This is a genomic window from uncultured Aliiroseovarius sp. (assembly GCF_947492455.1).
GTDB lineage: Bacteria > Pseudomonadota > Alphaproteobacteria > Rhodobacterales > Rhodobacteraceae > Aliiroseovarius.
The window spans coordinates 15,036-38,773 of record NZ_CANLNB010000002.1 but is presented as its reverse complement, the minus strand read 5'-3'; the positions used below and the strand labels follow the sequence as shown (position 1 = coordinate 38,773).

The following is a 23,738-nucleotide window of genomic DNA, read 5'->3' as shown; positions in this document are numbered from 1 at the left end:
ATAAAAAAGGGCGGCTGAACTGGCCACCCTTTCGCGTTTTCAGAATGCAAAGTCAGGCGTGCATCGCAGCCACCGCATCGGCCAGATGAACCTGTCCAGTGACTTTGCCCTGTTCGTCCTTCACCGGAACGATATGTCCTTCGGCGCCTGCGATCACTTCAAGGGCGTCCTCAAGCACCATGCTATCCGCCAGTGCATCCCCCGCCGGAGCCGCCCCGTTCAATGGCTTTTGAAGCGCGCGCAAGCGCACCACTTTGGCGCGGTTGATCTCGCGGGTGAAGTCCGCGATGTAGTCGTCCGCCGGGTGCAGCACGATGTCCTGCCCGTCGCCGGTCTGGATCAACGCCCCATCCCGTAGGATGGCAATATTATCGCCCAGTCGCAGCGCCTCGTCCAAGTCGTGGGTGATGAAGACGATGGTCTTGTGCAGCTCCTCCTGAAGCTCCAACAGGATCCCCTGCATATCCATGCGGATCAGCGGATCCAGCGCCGAGAACGCCTCGTCCATCAACAGGATGTCGGCATCCGTCGCCAGCGCGCGGGCCAGCCCCACACGCTGCTGCATACCGCCAGACAGCTGGCCGGGATAGTAATCCTCGTAGCCCGTCAACCCCACACGGTCGAGCCAATGGCGTGCCCGTTTTCCAGCCTCGTCTTCTTTGATCCCCTGAATGAGCAACCCGTATTCGGCGTTCTCAAGAACCGTGCGGTGCGGCAGAAGCGCGAATTTCTGAAACACCATGGACATTTTGAACCGGCGCAAATCGCGCAGACGGTTTTCATCCATCGCCAAGACGTCTTCTCCATCCACGATGACCTCGCCCGCTGTGGGATCAATCAAGCGGTTCAGGTGACGGATCAGCGTCGATTTCCCCGACCCCGACAGGCCCATCACCACTTGGATCTTACGATCATGCATATCAAGCGAGATGTCATTCAACCCCAACACATGGCCGGTTTGATCAAGCAGGTCATCCTTCGACAGCCCCTCGCGCACCCGCTCCATCGCTTTGGCAGGATTGTTGCCAAAGATCTTATAAAGGTTGCGGATCGAGATCTTGATGTCATCAGTCATGGCCAGTCTCCCGATAGGCTTGCAGGCGTTTGCCATAGGTCTGGCTGACGCGGTCAAAGATGATGGCCAGCGCTACGATGGCCAGACCGTTCATCAAGCCAAGCGCCAGATACTGGTTTGAAATCGCGCGCAAAACCGGAACGCCAAGTCCCTGCACACCAATCATCGACGCGATGACGACCATCGACAGGGCCATCATGATGGTCTGGTTCACACCGGCGAAGATATTCGGCAGGGCCAGCGGAATCTGAACTCCAAAGAGCTTCTCTTTGTAGGAGGCACCGAAGGCGTCCGCAGCTTCCATCACCTGCTTGTCCACAAGGCGAATGCCCAGATTTGTCAGGCGTACGATGGGCGGCAGCGCATAAATGCAGACCGCCAGAAGCCCCGGCACCTTACCGATGCCCAGAAGCATCACGACGGGGATCAAGTAAACGAAGCTGGGGATCGTCTGCATCACGTCAAGGATGGGGGTGATGATTGATTGCGCACGATCATAGCGGGCCATCATGACACCCAGCGGGATACCCACGAGGATACACAGGAAGGTCGCAACCGAGATGATTGCAAGTGTCGACATCGTGTCTTCCCACATGCCGAAAAAACCAATGACCATCAGACAGACCCCTGCCCCGATGGTGATTTTCCATGACCGCGCGCCGGCATAAGCCAAGCCGCACAGGACGAGGATGATAATCGGCCAAGGTGTGGCCAGAAGCAGATCCTCGAACCAGACCAGAAATCTCAGAAGCGGATAGAAGATCGCCTCGATTGTTTCACCCCATGCGCGGGTGAACTCGCGGAACGTGCCGTCGATAGCACGTCTGAGCGCACTCAGGTCCTTGCGCCCAAGTGACGGGAATTCGGTCAGAAACTCCATGTCCTGCCCCCTGTATGTTTTTGCTTGTTCATGCATTCGCCGAGGACACGCAAAATGCCCTCGGCAATGATCAAATCGGCTGCGCGACCCTTAGGGATCAGAGCGCGCCTTTGACCTTTTCTGCCACATCTGCAGGCACCCAAGTGCTCCACAGGTCTTCGTGCGTTGCCAGGAACTCATAGGCGGCGTCTTCACCGGTGGCTTGGTTCTCGGTCATGAAGACCAGCATCTCGTTCATCACCGAACCGGGGAATACGCGGGCCTTGAAGTAATCCTGCGCCGGGCCCGAGTTCGCAACGAAATCATCGGTCACAACGGTCGACACCTGGCTTTCAGTCCAAGACGACGGTTTCGGGTCAGCACAGTCTTGCTCGGCTTTCACCATGCAGCCATCCCAGTTTTCCGATCCGCCCCATTCGGCTTCGAACGGAAGTTTCACCATCTGGTATTTGCCGATCAGAGCGGTGGGCGACCAGTAATAGCCAAACCAAGGTTCGCCGCGTTCGGCGGCTTTCGCCATCGAACCGTCCAGACCTGCGGCCGAACCCGGATCAACCAGAACCCAGCCTTTTTCTTCCATGCCAAAGGCGCGGAACAGGTTGGCATTGGTCAACTGACAACCCCAGCCCGCCGGGCACGTAACAAACGCCCCTTTCGACGGATCTTCCACATCCGGGAACAGGTCCGGACGCGCCAGAACCTTCTCGACCGTGTTCAGCTCCGGGTTGGCTTCTGCAAAGGCAGGCGTAATCCACCAGCCCTCTCCCAGATCGGTGATTGGGCCATCGTTCAGGACAACCATCGAGCCTTCGCCTGTGGCCACAGCCAGAGGCTCGCGGACCGCGTTGGTCCAAAGTTCAGGGGCCACGTCGGGCTGGCCCTTTTCATTCATCGAGGCAAATGTGGTGGTGGTGGCACCGGGCACTTTCTCGACATCGCATCCATAGCCTTCGCTTAGAATGATGGCATCAACATTCGCCATCAACTCGGCCGAGGCCCAGTTCATTTCGGCAATGGAAACCTTGCCGCATTCCTCCGCTGCTGCGCCTTGGCTGAACGCAAACAAAGCACCAGCTACACCAAGTGCACCTTTGACAGTTTTTTTCATTTGGGGGTTTTTCCCTATCCAGATCTTTTCGACTTGAAGGACCGCGGATCTTCGGTTTCACGGTCAGTCACCAGCCCTCGCGGCTGATTTCCCGGATGTATCGACCTTTCGGCGTCACTGCTCCGAGCTGCGCCAACAGTGAAACACGGAGAATGTGAAATTGCAACATCTTTGAATATTTCCACGCACAGGCGAAAATATACACAAGATATTGTAGCCGAACGTGAATCTCTATTGCGGGCTCAACGGGAACGCTACCTTGCAGGCAAGCCCTATTGCAGGCCAGCTTTACCAAGATCCGAGGTCAGCGCCGCAATCTGCGCCTGCGCGGTCATCGGGTAGGTCGCCCAAAACCCCTTGATCGAGAACGCGGGGTCAATGCTTAGAACCTCTTCCACTTCCCACGCAGCGCCCTCGACATCCCCTTGCCTTACCATGCACGCGGCCGAATAGAGGCGCGCCTCTGTATTCGACGGATTTCGCGTGATGGCCTCACCCAGATTGATCTGTGCCTGCGCACAGTTCTCAAGGAAGTAATACGCGCGCCCGAGCAACAGGAAATAGAGATAGCCCGCATCGGGCCGCAACCGCATTGCATCACGCAACAGGGGCACCGTGTCGGCGGGCTGGCCCGTATATGTCCGAATGCCCCCAAGCAGCGCCAAGGCATCGGCGTATCCGGGGTCGCGTTTCCGGGCTTCGTTCAGGGCAGCTTCAGCCGCGGTGAAATTGCGTCTTTGCGTCTGGACGTACCCGATGACCCAGTATTGATCCGGCAAATTGGGATCGATCCCAAGCGCGGTCTCGGCCATCGCTTGTGCTTGTTGCAGCGCATGATCGGTGTCACGCACCCACCCGTTGCGAAAATCGGCGGCATGGGTCAGCGCCAGGCCGCCATACGCGCGAGCAAAACTGGGATCGCGCTGAATGGCTTGCTGATAAAGTGCGCGGGCGCGGGTATTGCTTTGCGGATCACGCGGAAGAAGCGCCGCGCGGGCCTGCAGAAACAGATCATAGGCCTCGATGCTGTCGGTCAGCCCCCGCGATTGCGCGGTCCGATGCGCCAGATCGATATCAAGCGCCAAGGCCGCGACCAGATCCGCCTCGATCAGAGCCTGCACCTCAAGCAGATCCGAGAAAGCACGATCATGGCGCTGGGTCGACAGGATGACCCCCGTTTCGGCATCGCTGAGCCGCGTGTCGATCCGAATGCGCTCGCCCGCGCGCAGGACATTGCCCTCGAGATAATAGTCAGCGGCTGCCCCGGTGCCCAACTGAGACGCCGCGATCTGCTGCACTCCGACCAGCCCGGTCAGAACCGATTGCTGAACACCTTGCGCCAAGTAATCCTGCGTGGGGTCTCCGCTGATGTTCTGAAATTGCGCAACAGCGACATGAACACGGTCATCGGCCCGTACGACGACCTCAGGGATTGGGTCATCTGGCGCCCAAAAGGAGACAAAGATCCCGGCCATCGCCACGAGCAGTCCTGCGCCTGCGACAAGAACGCTTCCCGATTTCCCCCTGACTGTGAGCTGCGGCACAAACGGTGACACATCGGCAATCAACCGATACCCCCGTTTCGGGATGGTTTCGACCACGCGGGGATCGCGCGCGTCATCCTTGAACGCCTTGCGGATCTTGATGATCGCGTTTGTCAGACTGTCATCCCCCACAATCACATCGCCCCAGATCGCATCCTGAAGCTGATCGCGCGACACGACCTCGCCAGCATGGGCGAAGAGGTGAACAAGAACCTCCATCGACTTCGGCTCAAGGCGTGTGACCTGATCCCCCAACGCGATCTCGTTGGTGTCCGGCGTCACAATGTGATCCAGCACAACGTATTGGGGATGATCTGCAGAGGACGGCATAAGCGCTCGCTTTCATGGGTTTTTTTTCATCATAGCGCAAAAATCGGGAAACCGTTGGAAAACCGTCGGGACTTTTTTCGGCCCTGTTTTGCAAGCTTTCAGACAAGTTTTGACAGGAGGACACAGGATGACCGCGTTCAATGCAGAAACGTACAAGACAACAACGCACGCCCAGTGGCAGGACGCTGCAAAAGCGTGGAATGACTGGGGGCGAGTTCTGAACCAATGGCTGGGACCAGCGACCGAGGCCATGTTGGATATGGCCGCGATCTCGCATGGTAGCCATGTTCTGGACGTGGCCGCAGGGGCTGGTGAGCAATCCCTTGTCGCTGCCGCGCGGGTTGGTCCAACGGGCCGGGTGCTGGCCACCGACATCTCGGAAAACATCCTCGAGTTCGCCGCCGAGAACGCGCGCGCTGCTGGACATGACCAATTGGACACTCTGGTTGCTGATGGCGAGGTTCTGGACGTGCCCGCAGCCTCATTCGATGCAGCGATCTCGCGTGTTGGCCTGATCTATTTCCCCGACCAACAAGCCGCACTGGGGCGTATCCGCAGGGCGCTGAAACCCGGCGGGCGGTTCGCGGCGATGGTCTACTCCACGCCGGATCGCAACGGGTTCTTTTCGACCCCGGTGTCGATCATCCGCGAACGCGCGGCCCTGCCGCCGCCCCTGCCCGGACAACCCGGCCCCTTCAGCCTTGGTGGCGCAGGCGTGCTGGCAGACGTACTGCAGACCGCGGGGTTCGACGACATCGAAGAACGTGTGATCGAGGCGCCGCTGCGCCTGCCCCATGCCGCGGACTGTTTGCGGTTCGAGAAAGAAAGCTTTGGAGCGCTGCACCAGATGCTGTCGGGCCTCAGCAGCGCGGAACAGGAAAGCGTCTGGGACGAAATCGCAGACGCCTTGTCTGCTTATGAAACTGAAAACGGCTTTGTCGGCCCCTGTGAAATGGTCGTCGTCTCGGGCCGCAATGGAAAGGACATCCAATGAAAACCGCAGTTGTTCAAGAACCGCCCGTCTATCTTGATCTGGCCGCCAGCATGGAACGCGCTGTCGGATTGATCGAAAAGGCCGCCGCTGACGGCACCAAGCTGATCGTCTTTCCCGAGGCCTGGTTCCCCGGCTATCCCACCTTCGTCTGGCGCCTGCCGCCCGGCGCGGGCATGGGAAAAACCGACGAGCTGTTTACCCGCATGCAGGCCAATTCCATTGACCTGAGCCACGGCGGCATGACCCCGCTGCAAGACGCCGCACGCGAGCACGAGATAGTGATTGTCGCGGGGTATCAGGAGTTGGACGGGGCGGTGTCAGGCTCGACCCTTTATAATTCCTGCGTGATCATCGATGCGGACGGCACCATCGCAAACAATCACCGCAAGCTGATGCCGACCAACCCGGAACGCATGGTCTGGGGGTTTGGGGATGGGTCGGGCCTGAAGGTGGTCGACACCGCCGTGGGCCGGATCGGCGCGCTGATCTGCTGGGAAAACTACATGCCCTTGGCGCGCTTCGCGATGTACGCCCAAGACATCGACATCTATGTCGCGCCCACATGGGACAGCGGCGACACATGGCAGGCAACGATGCAGCATATCGCACGCGAAGGCGGCTGCTGGGTGATCGGCTGCGCCACCGCGCTTGAGGTTGCGGATATCCCAACCGACATCCCTCATTTCGACGAGCTGTTCCCGAATAAGGACGAATGGGTGAACCCCGGCGACGCCGTGATCTACAAGCCGTTCGGCGGCGTGATGGCTGGCCCGATGCATCGCGAAAAAGGCCTTCTGATGGCCGATATCGATCCCGCCGAGGCCCGCGCCTCGCGTCGCAAGTTCGACGTGGCCGGCCACTATGCCCGCCCGGATGTCTTCAGCCTGTCGGTCAACCGCGCAGCGCAACCGCCCGCAACCTTCACCGATTAACCACAGAAAAGGAGAATTCCCATGTCAGATCAAACCTATCACGGAAGCTGTTTCTGCGGAAAAGTCACCTTCACAGTCAAAGGCACCCCTGCTGGGATGGGCTATTGCCACTGTACATCGTGCAGAACGTGGTCGGCAGCGCCCGTCAATGCCTTCTCGCTGTGGGATCCTACCAGCCTGACCATCACATCAGGCGAAGAACACATAGCGACCTATTGCAAGACCCCTCAAAGCCACCGGAAATACTGCACATCCTGCGGTGGCCACCTGATGACGGACCACCCTGAGATGGGGCTGGTCGACATCTATGCCGCCATGTTGCCGGATCTGGAGTTCCAACCCGCCCTGCATGTTCACTATGCCGAGACCGTCCTGCGCATGCACGATGGCCTTCCGAAATTTAACGACATGCCGTCTGAAGCTGGTGGAAGTGGAAAGGAACTGCCGGAATAGGCTCACCCCTTCATGCCCCGGAGATTAAACCAGAAGGCGACCTCGTGTCTCCCCAAGGTCGCCTTTTCTTTTGTGGCTTGCGACGTTCCACCGGAACCTCGCGCCTACTTCTGAAATAAGTAGCGGGCGTAGCCGGTATAAGCTGCTGGCGGGTATGGCGTAGGCTCTGGTTAGCCTCTCGTCGGACCAAAACTGACCTTTGGGTTACATTTTCTGTTAGCGCAACAATGACTTACCCGTCACCTCTTTGTTACGCAGAGTCATACCGAATCCACGCCTCTGCCGCATTTATGTCTAAATTCACAAGTTAAGTTATATGAATTACTAGTGGTTGCATTTTACCAAGTTCTAAACAGTCACAAGCTGACTCCTATTGCGCGAAAATTAAAAGATGCAGGTCAACTCAATGAGCCAAACCCAGGCCACTGGTAAAGATGTACAAACCCCTCAGGTCGACGTGCTGCAGCCCGGTGAAACATTGCTTCACGGTCAGTACGAGATTTTGCGCTTTCTCAGCAGTGGTGGCTTCGGGATCACCTATCTGGCGCGCGACAGCCTGGAACGGCAGGTGGTCATCAAAGAATGCTACCCCGGCGCCCTGTGCCGTCGCGTGGGTAGCAATGTGGAAGCCGCTGACCCGGAATATGCGGAAGACCTGAAAGCCATTATCGGTCTGTTCATCCAAGAAGCGCGCAATCACGCACGCTTGGTGCATCCGAATATCGTGAATGTGCATCAGGTCTTTGAGTACAACCAAACCGCCTATCTTGCGATGGACTTGATCCGCGGTGGAGATTTGCTGGACTATGTGCAGAACACACGGAACGATACCTCGCCCGAGTTCTTCGTCTGCGTGACCGAAAAAATGCTGTCTGCGGTGTCCTTCATCCATGATAACGGGATGCTTCATCGCGATATCTCGCCCGACAATATTCTGATTGACGAAGATGGCGAACCGCTGCTGATTGACTTCGGTGCGGCACGCGAGCTGACGACTGGAAGCTCGGCTGCGCTATTGTCATTGCGCGTGGTGAAAGACGGATACTCGCCCCATGAATTCTATGCCCGTGGCGCGGAACAGGACGTGACAAGCGATCTCTATGTTCTGGCGGCCACGCTCTATCACGCCATCAGCGGCGCGCGCCCGGTCGACGGGAAGTCGCGGCTGGATGCCTTCAACAATGACACGCCTGACCCATACGTGCCGCTGACTGGACGATTTGAGGGCTATCCCAAGGGCTTCCTTGAAGCGCTAGACAAAGCGATGGAAGTCCATGTCGTCAACCGCGTCCAATCCGCACTTGAGTGGCTGCGCATGTTCCGTGGGCCCGATGTGCAATTCGAAGAGTTCAGCGGCAAGGCAAGCTCGGTCATCGTGGCGCTGGATCGGACTGAAGAAAAACCAGCAAACGAGCACGCAGAAGCCATCGTAACCGCTCTGCTAAACGGTGATGAAGATGTCGCGACAACCGCGCGCAGTGAAGGCCTGACCCAGACTACGCCGAAGAATACTTCCTCCGTCACGGTGGTGACAAATGGATCCGGTGGGGGCAACAAGGCCGTGGTCTTTGGCGCACTTGCATTGGTTGCTGTCGGCGCTGGTGGGTTCTTCATGATGGGTAGTTCAAAGGATGCGACGCCTGTGGCGGATGCTCAGGTCGCGGCAGCGGCAACCGCATCCACTTCAGAGCCGGTCACTCAGATCGCCGAGGCAGCTCCGGCTCCGGGCGCCGTCACCGAACAGCCCGAAGCCACGCCCCCTGCCCCTCAACCGACAGCGGACGCAAGCCGCGCGGATGAGATGGCCGCCCAAGCGGCGGTCGATCTGACACCCGCAGCTCCTGTAGAACCAGTTGCGGAACCTGAGGCCGTGCTCGCACAGGCAGAAGACGGTGTTCCCGCATCTCAGGACGTAGCTGAAACAGACGAAACAGCAGACACGGCCAGCGCACCAATTGAGCTCGCCGCAGCCGAGCCGATTGCCCCGGTTGTGGTCGAACCCGAACCGGTGCCGGAACCCGAACCCGAACCGCTCATCATGGCGGCCGAGCAAGTCGAAGAAATCTTCGGGGTTCGCACGGCCAATGTCGTCGAATTCCCCGTGCTTCCCAACCTGTCGGATCCCAATGTCGTCCTGTTTGCAGGCGGCGCATTCGGAGACCAAGTCAACCCCGGCCAGCGGATCACATCTGTGAATGGTATCGCGGTCAAAACACTGACCGAAATCCCGCAGATCATCAGCGAAACCGCTGCCTATGCCGCGGGCGATCAGGTGACGGCCACGTTCTCGTTCGAAAGCGATGTCGGGGTCGTGTCGTCGAAAGACATAACCCTGCCGGCCCTGAAGGAAACCAGCCTGCCCAACGGCTTGCGCTTCCATACACAGCTTCAAAACGACGTCTGGGTCACCACCGTTGTCGACGGCACGAGCACCGGCAAGACGGGGCTGCTTCCGGGGGATCGCATTGTGGCCTTGATGCCCGGAAACGAGGCGATCGAGACCGAGACCGCCATGGCCGAGATCCTGCGCCGCGAGATCGAAACCGGTACGACCAAGTACAACTTCGCGGTCACCCGAAACGACAGCCTGTGGTTCGTGTCGATGACCTATGCACCGGAAACCGCCAACTAACACAGCGGACACTGCACAAAACAAAGCCCCTGCATAGTTTATGCGGGGGCTTTGTCATAGAATGGTTGGTGCTGCCTAGGTTCTGGCCCGGATCAAGCCCTGACTGGCAGTCTGGTCCAGAAGCAACAAACCGCGCGCGCAGCCCCTCCAATTCAGGTTCTGCGCGCCCGGTGGGGTTTAGTTGCTTCCGAAGGTATCGCCACCGGCATTGCGGATGGAATCCAGATAGTCGGTCTCGGACACACTGGTTTCTGGAACCAGCAAAGAGATCAGCGCGCGAATGCCCGCTGGTCCCGTGCTGGTTACCATGAAGGCTGGGAGAGGGCCTTCATATCCGGTGATCAGATGCTGATGGAATACGAAATCAGCCTCGGATTCTGTCAAACCTGCCTTCTCGGCCGCCTCAAGATAGCGTTCCGCAGTCGACTTCATCGCATTGCCATGCTTGTTGAAACCGGCGGTATCTCCGTCTTCATTGGCCTTCACCGTGGCCAAAATCTCGATCACGATCTTCTGCGCGTAGAAATCCAAGCGGCGTTTCTCGGTTTCTTTCAGATCATCATAGCCAGCCTGAACCACCTGCCCCTGCGGCTGGGCGATGGACGGCGCCATCACCTGCGCGTGGCTTGCAGCCGGAACTGAAATCGCTGTGATAACGGCAAAGTACTTTAGGGTATTTAGCATATGCCCTGCTTTCATCAGCTCGATTCCGGAACGTGGACGGACATGCCAAGGCTAAGCCATGCCTGCATACCACCACGGTAATAATTCAGCTTCTCAGCTGGATACCCGATCGACAGCAGATTGCGGATCGCGCGTGGCGACTGACCACACCATGGGCCATTGCAGAACAGCGCAAGTTCTTTGGCGTTGGTGAAATCCCACGACCCGTCACCGGATTGAACAGCACCGAAGAGCTGCAGCACCGGGGAAAGGAACGGGTTCTCTTCCGGGTTTTCAAACAGGTTGAAGGCGATGTTGATAGATCCGGGGATGGTGCCACCGCGATACCAGGTCTCGACCCGGGCGTCGATCAGAGCGCCCTTGCCGTCCTGCACCTTCTCTTCAAGGAACTTCAGAAGCTCCAGCTCTCCAAGGGTCGTGACGCCTTCGGCAACCTGCATCGGTTCGATACAGAACGGCGGACATTTGCGCGAGGTCTTGGCGAAAGCATCCGGAATGGTCGCGTCTGTGTCTTGATTTCGTTCGATGACGTGGAACTCGACCCCGTTGTCGAATTCAAAGAACGGCAGCTCTTGGGTGATAAAAACCTCTTGCGCCGATACCGGCAATGAAAGCGTTGCTGCCAAACCCAGACCGGCGAGCATTCGAAAAGCAATAGATGACGCAGAGCGCATGTGTATCTCCTAATGTTAATGTCCCAAGTACTGACTGGGCGAGGCACTCACATCACGAACACTCATACACAGTGCTCATCCACACCCGAAAAGGGGTCACTCAGCGGGGTAGGTTAACATGTGATGTTTGGTGATGAATGTGGACAATTTATGGCGAAAGGCCCGGATTGTTCCGCTGTTAACGGATAAAAATTTCAACACCCTGACCAAAAGTCTACGTTGATTGACCCAACGACACTTATTTTCAGGTCAAACTATATGAATACCACCTATAGAAGTCGCCTGATTCGCGTCCTCGGCGTAAAAAAATCGGAAACAATGCCCGATTATTGCCCCATTTTGTCCAAATATAGTGCTTACCAAACTTCAAACTTTCGGCCTACAAAATGCCGAAGCAACCGACATAAGCAGCTATGGGCCACATCAAGTTTTACCACTTAAAGGTCTGTATTTTATAAGAACAATCAGAGGAGATTGCCGTGAAAATGGTCACACTTGGCACCATCAAGCGCTTTTTAAAGACGACCACCATTCTTGGAGCACTGCAGCTGCCTGCCGTTGCTTTTGCCTCTGACGTTACGCTTCAATCAGCCGATGGAACGTTAAAATTTGTCGGGGAACTGATCGAATTCAAAGACGGTAAATACATCCTGAACACGAATCTTGGAAATATCGCAATTGGCGCAGATGGCGTGGTTTGCGAGGGCGATGCCTGCCCAGTCCTCGAGGAACCCGCAACCAAGGTTGCCAGCGCCGATAGTACCCCCGCGGACTTCAAAGGGGGGCCGGTTTCGCTGCAATCATTTGATGGCGCGCTGAAGTTCGAAGGCAACCTGATCGCCATCGAAAATGGCAACTATATTGTGCGCACGCAGCTGGGTGATCTGCAGATCGCGACCAACAGTGTGACCTGTGTCGGGGGCGGCTGCCCGCAGGTTGTTGTCGAGTCGCTTGAGCAGGCCGAAACCATCCCAGAGAACATCAAGATTAACGCGGATGACCCCCGCGTGACCCTGACATCCTTTGACGGAAATCTGAAATTCGTGGGCGATCTGGTTGAAGTGACCAACGGCAAATACGTCATCAAAACCAATCTTGGTGAACTGCGTGTCAGCGCAAGTACCGTGAAATGCGAAGGCCCTGCCTGCCCCACCATCGGTTCGGAAATCATCGAGGTCGACAGCGCGGACGCCGACACCAGCGCGGCGCGCGATGACACACCGATCGAGATCAGCTTTACGATTTCCGGTCCCGATCTGATCGGTGCGAAAATGATGCCGCTGTTGATCAGTGGCTACGCCGCTTCGAAAGGCGCCGTGGTCGAAGTCACCGACAGCGCGGATCAAGACGGCAAGGTGGCCAGCTTGATTTCCGATGGCGGCAACGGTGATCGCTTGGGCGCGTACCTGATTGCCTCGGCATCGTCCCAGCGCGCCATTCAGGACCTTGGAAATGGTCAAGCACAGATCGCAATGTCCGCACGGCACGCCCTGCCCGCCGAGGTTGCTTCCTTCGCTGTGGCCGGCGCCGGGGACCTGGTCAGCGCCGATCAAGAGCATCTGATCGCCCTTGATAACCTGGTGATCGTCACCCATCCCGACAATGCGCTAGATCAGATCTCGATGGAGAATTTGGGCGCGATCTATGGCGGCATCATCACCGATTGGTCGCAGATCAGCAGCCAGAGCGGCCCCATCAAAGTGATCTCGCAAGGTGCGGAGTCAGACGCACGCGCATTCTTCGAGGACCGCGTTCTTGAAGGTGGTAGCGCATCTGGCAGCAACCAAGCCGTTGCAGAAAGTGCTGCGGATGTGGTCGAGATGATCAAACAGGACCCAAGCGCCATCGGCTATGTCAGCTATGCCAGCCTTGAAGGGCTAAAGCCGATTTCGCTGGTCAGCGCGTGTGGGATTGCGTCCTCTCCTGACGCGTTCTCGGCCAAGACCGAAGAATATTCGCTTGGACGCCGCCTGTATCTGTATAACCGCGGGGACACACTGAACGCCGATGCCAAGCAGATCCTAGATTTTGCAACCTCGGAAGAGGCTGACGCCCTGATTGCCCAGGCGGGTCTGGTAAACCTCGACGTCGCCCGCCGCGTTCAAAGCCCCTCTGACGCCCGCGTGGCGGCTTTGCAAACGGCCACGCTGCCCGGCGCCGAGGCCCGGGTCGCCGACGATATGCTGGACGCCATCGGTAAGTATGACCGTCTGTCGACCACGTTCCGGTTCGGAACAGGTTCGGCCCGTCTGGACGAAAAGGCCCGCGGGGAACTGCCGCGTCTGGTGCAATATCTGAAGGACCTGCCCGCAGGTTCGGACGTCGTTCTGGTTGGCTTTGCGGACTCGGTCGGTGCGTTTGGTCGCAACCAGTCTCTGTCAGTCACCCGCGCCAACCAAGCCCGCAGCGAGGTTGAAGCCGCCGCTAGAAACGGCGAACTGAACGGTTTGAACATCAAGGTTATGGGTTTTGGCGAAATTGCACCGTCATCGTGTAATGACACGGAAGACGGCCGCGCTCTGAACCGCCGGGTCGAGGTCTGGGTCAGCAAGTAACCCAGCCAAACCAGAAATCGAAAAGAGCCTTGACGTCGTTCAAGGCTCTTTTTCGCTGAAAGATCTGGAAACAGGGCCTTAAATCAAAACGATATTCGCATTGAAACAGGTCAGACACTGTGAAGCTTTAGGAAGATCCGACCATTCGACATGACGAAAAGTCGAAAACTGCTTTCAAGGTCTTCCTGGCAATGACGCCAGTACACTGACGAAGGCCGACAGTATTATAAGTGCGTGGATAGGCGCCGGGCGATGTCCATTCATTCAGGACAGAACAACGGATCACGGACTTGGGATTTCGCAACGGGAAGTTCAAGTTTAGCCTTAGCTACCTTAACTTGTTGCCAGAAGACGCGGCGCTGTGGGCAGGCGTCAGCTACACGGACATGTACGAACTGTTGATCAAGCAAATCGGGACAATAGAGTTGACCCAAATTCTGCTACCCAACGGCACTCGTATACCCGGAGGTCAGAACGGAGCCAGCGCGTCTGCAACGGATGTGCCGGTTACGTTCTCGGATCTGCGCCCCTTTGCGCAAAAGGAACTGGAACGCGACCCAATTTGCCAGTTGTAGGTCGCCACTCTTGAGACACTCGGGGCTGACCCGAACTGCGCACTGAGTTGAAGAGGTCAAAGATAGTGGCATTGGCAGATGCGTTTTTCTGCAAGCTTCGCAACCGCCCTGCCCGCCTCTAGCTGTTTCCTTGCGACCGCACCCTAATGCGCCGTTCACCCAAGATGACATTTCGACGATAGAAGGACTTAGCGCGACCCGCCTGCGAATTGAGATGAATAGTAATAGGCAATCGCCTGGGCACGGTTCTTGACCGAAAGCTTCTCGTAAATATTCGACAGGTGGAACTTCACTGTGTTGGTCGAAATCCCCAGATCCTTGGGCAGATCGCGATTGGACAAGCCCTTTGCCAGTGCCTCCAGCATGGCGCGCTCTTTTCGCGACAAGGAGTGGATCGGATCTTGCTGCATTTCGCGGACGTCGATGAACGGAAAGACCATCTTGCCGGCAGCGACCTCGGCGCAGGTATCCAGCAGGCCTGCCACCTCGCCCGAACGCGCCACAAAGCCTGCCGCCCCGGCCTGCATGGCCAGTCGCGCGGTATCGCCCCCCGCGTCTCCGTATACCACGAAGCGTGGCGTGTTGTCTTGCTCGCGCAGGACTTCGATCAGCTTGGCCGCGCCAATGACCGGCAGATTCCAATCTACCACGCCCACCTGCACCGGCACCCGCATTGCCGTGCCCAGAAAGCCTTCTGCCGTGGCCGAGGTCGCCACGAGCGAGAATCGGGGATCTCGGTCGAACAACTCGGACATCGCGGTCAGAACCAGCGGATTGCCATCTGCCAGCATGATGTCGATCGGAGCACTTGGAAGATCAGCCATTTGATTTCTCACATGAATTCACAACAAACTACCCATTTTGGTAGGTCAAACTGCGGTATACTGCGGTATCCTTACACAAACGGGTAGGTATTTCCCCACCCATTTAGATACCAAAACCAGTAGTAAGTTACGTTGCGGGACCTGGCAAGGATCGGTTTTCTGACGGCCAACATCACGTCAGAGGCGCAAACGCGCAGCGATCAACCAAGGACAATGACCATGACAGTGCAGATTTATCCGCAACTGGAAATCAGCGAGACGCTCGCCGCAGGCCCCGGGCCGGGCAACACCGACGCGCGCGTTCTGGCCGCCTTTTCCCGCGCCGGAATGGCCGACCATATGCAGGGCGATGTGCTGCGCGGCATGATCGAATGTAAGCATATGCTGCGCCGCCTGTGGGGCACTCAGAACACCCACACCTTCGCTGTCGCCGGTACAGGCTGGAGCGGTCTGGACACCATGTTCGCCGCCGTCATGCCGGGCGACACCGTTGTCGCCTTCGTGAACGGCACGTTCTCGGGCATCGACGCGCAGACCTTGCACATCAAGGCGGCGACCGCGCAGGAACATGAAGCCAACCCGCTGAACCCGCAGGCCGCATCAGTGGTCGTTATCGACGTCCCCCACGGCACCTCGGTCACCGGCGAGATGGTCGAGGCCGCGCTGGCCGAGCACAAGCCGAAATGGGCCTTCATGGCGCATTGGGAAACCGGATCGGGTCGGATCAACGACCTGCGCGGCTTCTCGGACGCGTGCGAACGCCACGGCGCAATGGGCCTGATTGATGCAGTATCGTCGCTGGGCGTCGAAGAGTTCGCGATTGACGACTTTCCCGGCGTCGCTGGCTGGGCGTCATGCCCGCAAAAGGGCCTGTGCTGCCTGCCCCTGACCTATGCGCCGGTCAGCTTTACCGATACCTATATCGACGCGCTGAAAACCCGTGGGGCCTATAGCTATGTCCACAACCCGATCTTCGAAGCCCGCCACTGGGGCATCGTCGACGGACAAGACGTCGAGAAAGGCACCTATCACCGCACCCATTCTGCTTATGCAGTCTCGGCCTTCCACGAAAGCCTGCGCCTTGCGCTGCAAGAAGGTCTGGCCAAACGCGCCCGCCTGTATCGCACCCACGAAGCCGTCCTGCGCGAGGCGCTGACCGCCATGGGCTGCAAGGTGACGTCGAACATGACCAGCCTTGTGGTGCTGAACCTGCCCCCTGCCCTTGCAGGACGCGAAATGGAGCTGGTGCAGAACTGCCGCGCACAGGGTTTCGGCATCTGGCCGACGCTTTCGGCCCCCGTTCAGGTCCGAATTGGCATTCTGAACCTGCTGGACCGTGGTGTGATTACCAAGATTGTAAGGCTCTTTGCGGAGGCGATGCGTGATCTGGGCGCCGAGGTGGATCAGGGCAATATCGACGCCCTTCTGGACAGCCGCTACGGCACCTGCGTCGCCGCCTAACACGCCAACTTGCGCGGTGCTTCGAGGAGGGAGCGCCGCACAGACCAAGACTAGGACCATTCAGGGAGGAGGAACCCATGGATATCCACGAGTATCAGGCCAAGGAAATCCTGGCCAATTTTGGGGTCGAGGTGCCGTCCGGCGCATTAGCCTATAGCCCCGAGCAGGCCGCCTATCGCGCCCGCGAACTGGGCGGCGAGAAATGGATCGTCAAAGCGCAGGTCCATGCGGGCGGGCGCGGCAAGGCTGGCGGCGTCAAGCTGTGTGATACCGAGAACGAAATCTACGAAGCCTGCGACGACATGTTCGGCCGCAATCTGGTCACCCACCAGACCGGCCCCGAGGGCAAAGGCATCTACCGCGTTTATGTCGAAAGCACCGTGCAGATCGGCCGCGAGATCTATCTGGGTTTCGTGATGGACCGCTCAAGCCAGCGCGTGATGATCGTTGCCTCATCCGAAGGCGGCATGGAGATCGAAGAGATCTCGGCTGAAAGGCCCGAGTCCATCGTACGCTCGATCGTCGAGCCTGCGGTCGGCCTGCAGGACTTCCAAGCACGCGAGATTGCGTTCGAGCTGGGGCTTGAAGCTGGTCTGGTGCCACACATGGTCCGCACGCTGCAAGGCTGCTACGCCGCATTCAGCGATCTGGACGCCACGATGGTCGAGATCAACCCGCTGGTGGTAACCGGAGATCAGCGCGTGGTCGCCTTGGACGCGAAGATGAGCTTCGATGACAACGCGCTGTTCCGGCACCCCCAAATCGCCGAGCTGCGCGACAAAAGCCAGGAAGACGCGCGCGAAAGCCGCGCGGCGGATCGGGGCCTGTCCTATGTCGGTCTTGATGGCAACATCGGCTGCATCGTGAACGGCGCCGGTCTGGCGATGGCAACGATGGACACGATCAAGCTGGCGGGTGGCGAGCCCGCGAACTTCTTGGACATCGGCGGCGGTGCCTCGCCCGAGCGTGTGGCGAAAGCATTCCGTCTGGTGCTGTCCGACAAGAACGTGCAGGCGATCCTGGTCAACATCTTCGCGGGCATCAACCGCTGTGACTGGGTTGCCGAAGGCGTGGTTCAGGCGCTGCGCGAACTAGAGATCGACCTGCCGGTCGTGGTGCGTCTTGCAGGTACCAATGTCGAAGAGGGCCAGAAGATCCTGGCCAAATCCGGCCTGCCGATCATCCGCGCCACTACCCTGATGGAAGCCGCCGAACGCGCCGTGGGCGCGTGGCAAAACGATCTAACCCAAGCCACCAGAATGAGGGCCGTGAAATGAGCATTCTTCTTGACCGTGACTCGCGTGTAATTGTGCAAGGGATCACGGGCCGCATGGCCCGGTTCCACACCAAGGACATGATCAAATATGGCACCAATGTCGTGGGTGGCGTGGTGCCCGGCAAAGGCGGCGAAACCGTGGAAGGCGTTCCAGTCTTCAACACGGTGAAAGAAGCGGTCGCGGCCACCGGGGCCGATGCCTCGTTGGTGTTTGTGCCGCCCCCCTTCGCGGCAGACTCGATCATGGAAGCTGCCGATGCGGGCATCCGTTACTGTGTCTGCATCACCGACGGCATCCCAGCGCAGGACATGATCCGGGTGAAGCGCTATATGTACCGCTATCCGAAGGAAAAGCGCATGTTGCTGACCGGCCCGAACTGCGCGGGCACCATTAGCCCCGGCAAGGCGCTTTTGGGGATCATGCCCGGCCATATCTATCTGCCCGGCCATGTCGGCATCATCGGCCGCTCGGGCACGCTGGGATACGAGGCCGCCGCACAGCTGAAAGAACGCGGTATCGGTGTGTCGACCTCGGTCGGCATCGGGGGCGACCCGATCAACGGATCGAGCTTCCGCGACATTCTTGAACGGTTCGAGAAGGACGAGGACACCCATATCATCGCCATGATCGGTGAAATCGGTGGCCCGCAAGAAGCCGAGGCTGCGGACCATATCCGCGACCACATCACCAAGCCGGTGGTGGCCTATGTGGCGGGTCTGACCGCCCCCAAAGGGCGCACGATGGGCCATGCGGGCGCGATCATCTCGGCCTTTGGCGAAAGCGCGTCCGAGAAGGTCGAGATCCTCTCCGCGGCAGGTGTCACCGTGGCCGAAAACCCCGCCGTGATCGGGGAAACCATTGCCCGTGCGATGGAGGCTGCGCGATGATCAAACCCTCAGTTTTCGTGACCCGCCGCTGGCCAGCCGCTGTCGAAGCAAAACTGGCCGAGAACTATAACCTTCACCTGAACACCGGCGACAAACCTCTGTCGCCGGGCGAAATCCGCGAGACACTGAAACGCTATGACGCGGTGCTGCCCACGGTGACCGACACCCTGAATGCCGAGGCGCTGGATGCCCCCGGCGCACAGACCCGCATTCTGGGCAATTACGGCGTGGGCTATAGCCACATCTGCGCGGCATCTGCGCGCAATCTTGGCCTGACCGTCACCAACACGCCAGACGTGTTGTCGGAATGCACGGCAGACATCGCTATGACGCTGCTTTTGATGGTGGCACGCCGTGCCGGCGAAGGCGAACGCGAGCTGCGGGCGGGCGGTTGGACCGGCTGGCGCCCGACGCATCTGATCGGCACCAAGGTCAGCGGCAAGACGCTGGGCATTATCGGCTTTGGCCGTATCGGGCAGGAAATGGCCCGCCGCGCGCATCACGGCTTTGGCATGGACATCGTCGTCTATAACCGCAGCAAGATTGCGCCCGAGGTGCTGGCCAAGTGCAATGCCACCCAGGTCGACACGATCGACGATCTGCTGCCGCAATCCGACTTCGTGTCGCTGCACTGTCCGGGGGGGGCCGAAAATCGCCACCTGATCAACTCCAGACGGCTGGACCTAATGAAGCCCGGGGCCTTCCTGATCAACACCGCGCGCGGCGAGGTGATTGACGAGTTCGCCCTGATCCAAGCCCTGCAATACGAGTTGATCGGCGGTGCCGCGCTGGACGTCTTCGATGGCGAACCGCGCATCAGCCCGGGCCTTCTGCTATGCGACAATCTGGTGATGCTTCCGCATCTAGGCAGTGCCACCCGTGAAGCGCGCGAGGCAATGGGATTCCGTGTGCTCGACAACCTCGACGACTTCTTCCACGGCCGCGATCCCCGCGACCGCGTGATCTGACCCTCTCACGACCAAACCAAGGACAACAACCATGAGCTTTTTTCCCGTAGACCAGGCGCCCGGCCGCCTGAACCGCTCTGAATTGGCTGTACCCGGCAGCCAGCCCGGCATGTTCGAAAAAGCCGCACAGTCCAACGTGGACGTGATCTTTCTGGATCTGGAAGACGCGGTCGCGCCGGATGAAAAAGAGCAAGCCCGTAAGAACATCATCGAGGCGCTGAACGACATCGACTGGGGCAACAAAACCATGTCAGTGCGGATCAATGGGCTGGATACCCACTATATGTACCGCGATGTGGTCGACGTGGTGGAACAGGCGGGCGAACGCCTTGACCTGATCATGATCCCGAAAGTGGGCACCGCTGCGGACGTCTATGCCGTTGATATGATGGTCACGCAGATCGAAGTCGCCAAGGGCTATAAGCAGCGGATCGGGTTTGAACACATCATCGAAACCGCGCTTGGCATGCAAAATGTCAGCGAGATCGCAGCCGCCTCGAAGCGCAACGAAAGCCTGCACTTTGGCGTTGCAGACTATGCAGCCTCGACCCGTGCCCGCACCACCATCATCGGCGGCGTGAACCCGGATTATTCGGTGCTGACCGACCCGATGGACGACGGCGCACGTATGACCCACTGGGGCGACATGTGGCACTATGCGCTGGCACGCATGGTGGTCGCCGCCCGCGCCAACGGCCTGCGCCCCATCGACGGCCCGTTTGGGGATTTCCAAGATCCTGAAGGCTATAAGGCTGCGGCCAAACGCGCCGCCGTTCTGGGCTGCGAAGGTAAATGGGCCATTCACCCCAGCCAGATCGCACTGGCGAACGAGGTCATGTCGCCCTCGGGCGCCGAGGTGACCAAAGCCAAGCGCATCTTGGAAGCAATGGCCGAGGCCGAAGCGGCAGGCAAAGGCGCGGTGTCGCTGGACGGTCGCCTGATCGACTATGCCTCGATCCGTCAGGCCGAAGTGCTGGTCGAAAAAGCCCAGCAAATCGCTGCGGGCTGACCTGTCATGGCGCTGGACACCATTGCCCTGCGCACCCGCGCGCGAGAGATTTTCGATCACGCGGTGGCGGCGGCAGATCCGGCGCTGGCTTTGCGAAAAGAACTGGCGGCACGTCCTCTCCCTGTGCCGTCTGATGGTGGGCGCTGCATTCTAATTGCGATCGGCAAAGCCGCGCCTGCCATGTTGACCGAGGCCCTGCACCATGTGCGCGGGCCTCGTGTCGCCTTGGCGGTGACCCATCACGAAAACACAGCAAATTTGGACGGCGCGACCGTCTTGCGTGCGGGCCATCCGGTGCCCGATGCCGCAGGATTAGCCGCCGGACAACGTGTCATGGACCTGCTGCGCACCGCGCACGAAAACGACCGGGTAATCGCCCTGATCTCGGGCGGTGGCTCGGCACTGTTGCCTGCACCGCTGGCTGGCATCTCGCTTGAGGACAAGGCCGCGCTGAACCGGCTGCTGCTGGGGGCGGGGCTTGACATCACCCAGATGAACCTTGTGCGCCAACAGGTCAGCCAGCTGAAAGGTGGCGGGTTGCTGCGGCTGGCCGCCCCTGCCCCGGTCACCGCCTATATTCTGTCGGACGTCATCGGAGACGATCTGCGCGCCGTGGCCAGCGGGCCGACCGTTGCTCCGATTGGAACCCGAGAAGACGCCCGCACAATCGCGATACAGGCCGGGATCTGGGCGCGGCTTCCGGGCGCGATCCGGGCACGGCTTGAGGACGGCGTGGCCCCTGTCCCAGCGCCACCACTGCCCAAAAATATCCTGATCGGATCAAACCGGATGAGCCTTGAGGCTGCGCTGAAAGACGCCAGCCGGTCTTTCGACGCGCATATCGTGTCTGACGCACTGGTCGGGGATGTGGCCAGCGCGGCCGAGCGGATCATGCACAGCCCGGTCACAGACGGTCCCTGCGCGTTATTGTTCGGCGGCGAAACCACCGTGCGGCTGACCGGCACGGGCCGGGGCGGACGCAATCAGGAACTGGCCCTGCGGATCGCCCTGCGCGCGCAAGAGATGCCCAAACGCCCGTGGTTATTTCTCAGCGGCGGCACCGACGGGCGCGACGGGCCAACCTCTGCGGCAGGAGGTTTTGCAGACGCGGGCACCACCGCACGCATTCGCGCTGCGGGATTAGACCCGCATGCTCTGCTGGCAAATAATGACAGTTATAAAGCCCTGTCAGCGGCAGGCGATCTGCTCGAAACCGGCGCGACCGGAACAAATGTCGCCGACATTCAGATGCTGCTTTTGGCGTAGGTCGTGACGCGACGCTGCCCACAGCTTGCTGCCTGTGGCGAGATTGAAAAGCGCCAAATCGCGTTAGCCCTCATCAATGAACCAGAGCGGGCTTAGAGTTCCGTCGTCTGAGTTACTCGCTATACTTTTAAGCGTGGAGGAAAGCTGAACATGGCAGATATTTTGACACCTGAAGAGCGTCAGGAACATCTTTTGCCCTTGGGAGAAACCGGTTGGACCACGGTCTCAGACCGCGATGCAATTCGGAAAGTCTATGTCTTTCCAAATTTTGTCGAGGCTTGGGGCTGGATGTCTCGCGTCGCAATTTGGTGTGAGAAGTGGAACCATCATCCGGAATGGCTCAATGTCTATCGAACGGTTGATGTTACATTGACAACCCACGACGTCGACGGCCTTACGGACCTAGATATTAAGCTGGCGAAGAAAATGGACGCACTCTCAGACGCTTAGACCTGAGCAAGCTATCAGTCTGACCTTTCCGAGCACGTCAGTCGCCCAAAGGCCGTGCCGGTAGTTCGGGTGCCCTCTCGCCGCATCGCTACCGACACCTGCTCGCTCGGTTTACGCAACAGCCCTAGTAAATCGCCCCTTATCAGGGATAGATCCTGCCAAAACCCACCACGACAATTCAGGTGCCGAGGCTTCCAATAATGAACAGGGAAATCCCGACGGTGAATCTCAGCCCCCACAACCGGCTGAATTGACGACAGAAATCAAAACCAATTCTTACGGAAAAATTGCGACGTGGGTGGGAGGCGGTACTGTCAGACGAGTTCAAACCAGCCTTAATTCGGACAGGGACGCTGCCCCTTAGTCCGCTCGAGGTCGGCGCCACTGGGCCAGAGCAGCGGCACGGTTCAGCTTAAAATTTGATCTAGAGTAGAGGCTGAGGATAGAGGCAGGCAGGGCGCTCGATTAGCGCTCTGCCCGTCCCTAGCTCGTTTCACGAAGCTGAGCCCCACAAAACCTGCAGCTAGGTCCGACATTACAAAAAGACCCCTTGCCATGATCATGGAAGGGGTCTTTGAACTGGTGTGAAGGAGCTTGATTAGTTGGTCGCTTCAATCGCAGCGTCTTCCGCGCCCATCGCAGGAGCTTCAATCGCAATGCTGGCGGGATCAACATCGACGACGACGTCAACGACAGGTGTTGCGTACAGCTCTTCGAAGCGCTCTTGACGTTCTTCTTTGGTCAGTGTCTCGGTGCGTTCCGCAAAGCTCCACTTAACCCCAAACGGGTCAATGACCGTGGCGCTCAGTTCGCCCCACCACGTCAAAGCGACGGGCGACACGACGACGGCGCCGTTGTTGATCGCCTGCTCGAAAGCTTCCTCGACGTTCTCAAGATAGTGGTAAAGCGTCACATGGCCGGTCCCAGAGTGGGGCAGCGCATTTTCGTCAAGGCTGAGAACAATGGTCGTACCCGCGATCTTTGCGGTTGCATGTACCACGGTTTCAGTGCCGGGCACGGTCAGGGCATCGACCGTTTCAGCACCCAACACTTCGCCGTAGAAGGCCAAGGCATCGGATACATTAGCGACCGAGATTGCGGCCGTGATGGCGTTGAAACCTTTGGGTTTTGTCGGAATTTTGGCTTTGGAGTTCGTCATG

Annotated in this window: 21 protein-coding genes; 13 read left to right on the top strand and 8 right to left on the bottom strand. The window is 58.8% G+C overall.

The features are described 5' to 3' along the window. Positions 1 to 52: 52 nt before the first annotated feature. The 4 genes from Q0677_RS03585 to Q0677_RS03570 all read right to left on the bottom strand — a co-directional run bounded on the left by Q0677_RS03585 (position 53) and on the right by Q0677_RS03570 (position 4,937). Entirely contained in the window at positions 53 to 1,075 is a 1,023-nt protein-coding gene (locus Q0677_RS03585; protein WP_298905906.1) for a glycine betaine/L-proline ABC transporter ATP-binding protein, read from the bottom strand. Further along, positions 1,068 to 1,955, bottom strand: coding sequence for a proline/glycine betaine ABC transporter permease (locus tag Q0677_RS03580; RefSeq protein WP_298905903.1), 888 nt, complete (start codon positions 1,953 to 1,955; stop codon positions 1,068 to 1,070). The genes Q0677_RS03585 and Q0677_RS03580 overlap by 8 nt, the downstream gene beginning before the upstream one ends. Positions 1,956 to 2,052: 97 nt before the next feature. Next, the gene (locus Q0677_RS03575) at positions 2,053 to 3,063 is read right to left on the bottom strand and encodes a glycine betaine ABC transporter substrate-binding protein (protein WP_298905901.1); all 1,011 of its coding nucleotides are present in this window, start codon (positions 3,061 to 3,063) and stop codon (positions 2,053 to 2,055) included. Between the two features lie 272 nt (positions 3,064 to 3,335). Next, positions 3,336 to 4,937, bottom strand: a complete 1,602-nt coding sequence (locus Q0677_RS03570) for a winged helix-turn-helix domain-containing protein (protein WP_298905898.1) — start codon at positions 4,935 to 4,937, stop codon at positions 3,336 to 3,338. Between the two features lie 127 nt (positions 4,938 to 5,064). Between Q0677_RS03570 and Q0677_RS03565 the strand changes: the two genes are divergently transcribed. The 4 genes from Q0677_RS03565 (at position 5,065) to Q0677_RS03550 (ending at position 9,948) form a co-directional block, all read left to right on the top strand. Continuing rightward, positions 5,065 to 5,931, top strand: a complete 867-nt coding sequence (locus Q0677_RS03565; RefSeq protein WP_298905895.1) for a methyltransferase domain-containing protein — start codon at positions 5,065 to 5,067, stop codon at positions 5,929 to 5,931. After that, positions 5,928 to 6,863 (top strand): carbon-nitrogen hydrolase family protein, encoded by a 936-nt coding sequence (locus Q0677_RS03560; RefSeq protein ID WP_298905893.1) that lies wholly within the window; start codon positions 5,928 to 5,930, stop codon positions 6,861 to 6,863. The genes Q0677_RS03565 and Q0677_RS03560 overlap by 4 nt, the downstream gene beginning before the upstream one ends. A gap of 21 nt (positions 6,864 to 6,884) precedes the next feature. After that, positions 6,885 to 7,316, top strand: a complete 432-nt coding sequence (locus Q0677_RS03555; RefSeq protein ID WP_298905891.1) for a GFA family protein — start codon at positions 6,885 to 6,887, stop codon at positions 7,314 to 7,316. Positions 7,317 to 7,722: 406 nt separating this feature from the next. Then, positions 7,723 to 9,948: a protein kinase gene (locus tag Q0677_RS03550; RefSeq protein ID WP_298905889.1), complete on the top strand. Its 2,226-nt coding sequence runs from the start codon at positions 7,723 to 7,725 to the stop codon at positions 9,946 to 9,948. A gap of 177 nt (positions 9,949 to 10,125) precedes the next feature. Here the strand turns inward: Q0677_RS03550 and Q0677_RS03545 are convergent, their stop codons facing one another. Both Q0677_RS03545 and Q0677_RS03540 read right to left on the bottom strand, forming a co-directional pair. Beyond that, positions 10,126 to 10,632, bottom strand: coding sequence for a hypothetical protein (locus tag Q0677_RS03545; RefSeq protein WP_298905886.1), 507 nt, complete (start codon positions 10,630 to 10,632; stop codon positions 10,126 to 10,128). A gap of 14 nt (positions 10,633 to 10,646) precedes the next feature. Then, entirely contained in the window at positions 10,647 to 11,306 is a 660-nt protein-coding gene (locus Q0677_RS03540) for a rhodanese-like domain-containing protein (protein WP_298905883.1), read from the bottom strand. Positions 11,307 to 11,791: 485 nt separating this feature from the next. Between Q0677_RS03540 and Q0677_RS03535 the strand changes: the two genes are divergently transcribed. Both Q0677_RS03535 and Q0677_RS03530 read left to right on the top strand, forming a co-directional pair. After that, positions 11,792 to 13,861, top strand: coding sequence for a phosphate ABC transporter substrate-binding/OmpA family protein (locus Q0677_RS03535; protein WP_298907471.1), 2,070 nt, complete (start codon positions 11,792 to 11,794; stop codon positions 13,859 to 13,861). 290 nt (positions 13,862 to 14,151) lie between these two features. Then, positions 14,152 to 14,436 (top strand): hypothetical protein, encoded by a 285-nt coding sequence (locus tag Q0677_RS03530; RefSeq protein WP_298905880.1) that lies wholly within the window; start codon positions 14,152 to 14,154, stop codon positions 14,434 to 14,436. 188 nt (positions 14,437 to 14,624) lie between these two features. Here the strand turns inward: Q0677_RS03530 and Q0677_RS03525 are convergent, their stop codons facing one another. Next, positions 14,625 to 15,260 (bottom strand): response regulator transcription factor, encoded by a 636-nt coding sequence (locus tag Q0677_RS03525; protein ID WP_298905878.1) that lies wholly within the window; start codon positions 15,258 to 15,260, stop codon positions 14,625 to 14,627. Positions 15,261 to 15,479: 219 nt separating this feature from the next. Between Q0677_RS03525 and Q0677_RS03520 the strand changes: the two genes are divergently transcribed. The 7 genes from Q0677_RS03520 (at position 15,480) to Q0677_RS03490 (ending at position 22,578) form a co-directional block, all read left to right on the top strand. After that, positions 15,480 to 16,721: an aminotransferase gene (locus Q0677_RS03520; protein ID WP_298905875.1), complete on the top strand. Its 1,242-nt coding sequence runs from the start codon at positions 15,480 to 15,482 to the stop codon at positions 16,719 to 16,721. A 77-nt stretch (positions 16,722 to 16,798) separates the two neighbouring features. Beyond that, positions 16,799 to 17,998, top strand: coding sequence for a malate--CoA ligase subunit beta (locus tag Q0677_RS03515; protein WP_298905872.1), 1,200 nt, complete (start codon positions 16,799 to 16,801; stop codon positions 17,996 to 17,998). Further along, a complete protein-coding gene (sucD, locus tag Q0677_RS03510; RefSeq protein WP_298905869.1) occupies positions 17,995 to 18,885 on the top strand; it encodes a succinate--CoA ligase subunit alpha in 891 nt (296 codons plus the stop codon). The genes Q0677_RS03515 and sucD overlap by 4 nt, the downstream gene beginning before the upstream one ends. Beyond that, a complete protein-coding gene (locus tag Q0677_RS03505) occupies positions 18,882 to 19,853 on the top strand; it encodes a D-glycerate dehydrogenase (protein WP_298905866.1) in 972 nt (323 codons plus the stop codon). Before sucD ends, Q0677_RS03505 begins: the two co-directional genes overlap by 4 nt. Before the next feature lie 31 nt (positions 19,854 to 19,884). Next, positions 19,885 to 20,862: a CoA ester lyase gene (locus tag Q0677_RS03500; protein WP_298905863.1), complete on the top strand. Its 978-nt coding sequence runs from the start codon at positions 19,885 to 19,887 to the stop codon at positions 20,860 to 20,862. A gap of 6 nt (positions 20,863 to 20,868) precedes the next feature. Further along, the gene (locus tag Q0677_RS03495) at positions 20,869 to 22,128 is read left to right on the top strand and encodes a DUF4147 domain-containing protein (RefSeq protein ID WP_298905859.1); all 1,260 of its coding nucleotides are present in this window, start codon (positions 20,869 to 20,871) and stop codon (positions 22,126 to 22,128) included. A gap of 150 nt (positions 22,129 to 22,278) precedes the next feature. Beyond that, a complete protein-coding gene (locus Q0677_RS03490; protein WP_298905857.1) occupies positions 22,279 to 22,578 on the top strand; it encodes a 4a-hydroxytetrahydrobiopterin dehydratase in 300 nt (99 codons plus the stop codon). A 598-nt stretch (positions 22,579 to 23,176) separates the two neighbouring features. Here the strand turns inward: Q0677_RS03490 and Q0677_RS03485 are convergent. Then, positions 23,177 to 23,737, bottom strand: coding sequence for a VOC family protein (locus Q0677_RS03485; protein WP_298905854.1), 561 nt, complete (start codon positions 23,735 to 23,737; stop codon positions 23,177 to 23,179). Between the last annotated feature and the right edge of the window lies 1 nt (position 23,738).

Excerpts from the sequence above, each read along its gene's own strand:
- Q0677_RS03515 (WP_298905872.1), top strand. The coding sequence starts at position 16,799 with ATGGATATCCACGAGTATCAGGCCAAGGAAATCCTGGCCAATTTTGGG.
- Q0677_RS03495 (WP_298905859.1), top strand. The coding sequence starts at position 20,869 with ATGGCGCTGGACACCATTGCCCTGCGCACCCGCGCGCGAGAGATTTTC.
- Q0677_RS03575 (WP_298905901.1), bottom strand. The coding sequence starts at position 3,063 with ATGAAAAAAACTGTCAAAGGTGCACTTGGTGTAGCTGGTGCTTTGTTT.
- Q0677_RS03525 (WP_298905878.1), bottom strand. The coding sequence starts at position 15,260 with ATGGCTGATCTTCCAAGTGCTCCGATCGACATCATGCTGGCAGATGGC.
- Q0677_RS03570 (WP_298905898.1), bottom strand. The coding sequence starts at position 4,937 with ATGCCGTCCTCTGCAGATCATCCCCAATACGTTGTGCTGGATCACATT.
- Q0677_RS03505 (WP_298905866.1), top strand. The coding sequence starts at position 18,882 with ATGATCAAACCCTCAGTTTTCGTGACCCGCCGCTGGCCAGCCGCTGTC.
- Q0677_RS03535 (WP_298907471.1), top strand. The coding sequence starts at position 11,792 with ATGGTCACACTTGGCACCATCAAGCGCTTTTTAAAGACGACCACCATT.
- Q0677_RS03520 (WP_298905875.1), top strand. The coding sequence starts at position 15,480 with ATGACAGTGCAGATTTATCCGCAACTGGAAATCAGCGAGACGCTCGCC.
- Q0677_RS03500 (WP_298905863.1), top strand. The coding sequence starts at position 19,885 with ATGAGCTTTTTTCCCGTAGACCAGGCGCCCGGCCGCCTGAACCGCTCT.
- Q0677_RS03540 (WP_298905883.1), bottom strand. The coding sequence starts at position 11,306 with ATGCGCTCTGCGTCATCTATTGCTTTTCGAATGCTCGCCGGTCTGGGT.
- Q0677_RS03560 (WP_298905893.1), top strand. The coding sequence starts at position 5,928 with ATGAAAACCGCAGTTGTTCAAGAACCGCCCGTCTATCTTGATCTGGCC.
- Q0677_RS03585 (WP_298905906.1), bottom strand. The coding sequence starts at position 1,075 with ATGACTGATGACATCAAGATCTCGATCCGCAACCTTTATAAGATCTTT.
- Q0677_RS03580 (WP_298905903.1), bottom strand. The coding sequence starts at position 1,955 with ATGGAGTTTCTGACCGAATTCCCGTCACTTGGGCGCAAGGACCTGAGT.
- Q0677_RS03485 (WP_298905854.1), bottom strand. The coding sequence starts at position 23,737 with ATGACGAACTCCAAAGCCAAAATTCCGACAAAACCCAAAGGTTTCAAC.
- Q0677_RS03490 (WP_298905857.1), top strand. The coding sequence starts at position 22,279 with ATGGCAGATATTTTGACACCTGAAGAGCGTCAGGAACATCTTTTGCCC.
- Q0677_RS03545 (WP_298905886.1), bottom strand. The coding sequence starts at position 10,632 with ATGCTAAATACCCTAAAGTACTTTGCCGTTATCACAGCGATTTCAGTT.
- Q0677_RS03550 (WP_298905889.1), top strand. The coding sequence starts at position 7,723 with ATGAGCCAAACCCAGGCCACTGGTAAAGATGTACAAACCCCTCAGGTC.
- sucD (WP_298905869.1), top strand. The coding sequence starts at position 17,995 with ATGAGCATTCTTCTTGACCGTGACTCGCGTGTAATTGTGCAAGGGATC.
- Q0677_RS03555 (WP_298905891.1), top strand. The coding sequence starts at position 6,885 with ATGTCAGATCAAACCTATCACGGAAGCTGTTTCTGCGGAAAAGTCACC.
- Q0677_RS03565 (WP_298905895.1), top strand. The coding sequence starts at position 5,065 with ATGACCGCGTTCAATGCAGAAACGTACAAGACAACAACGCACGCCCAG.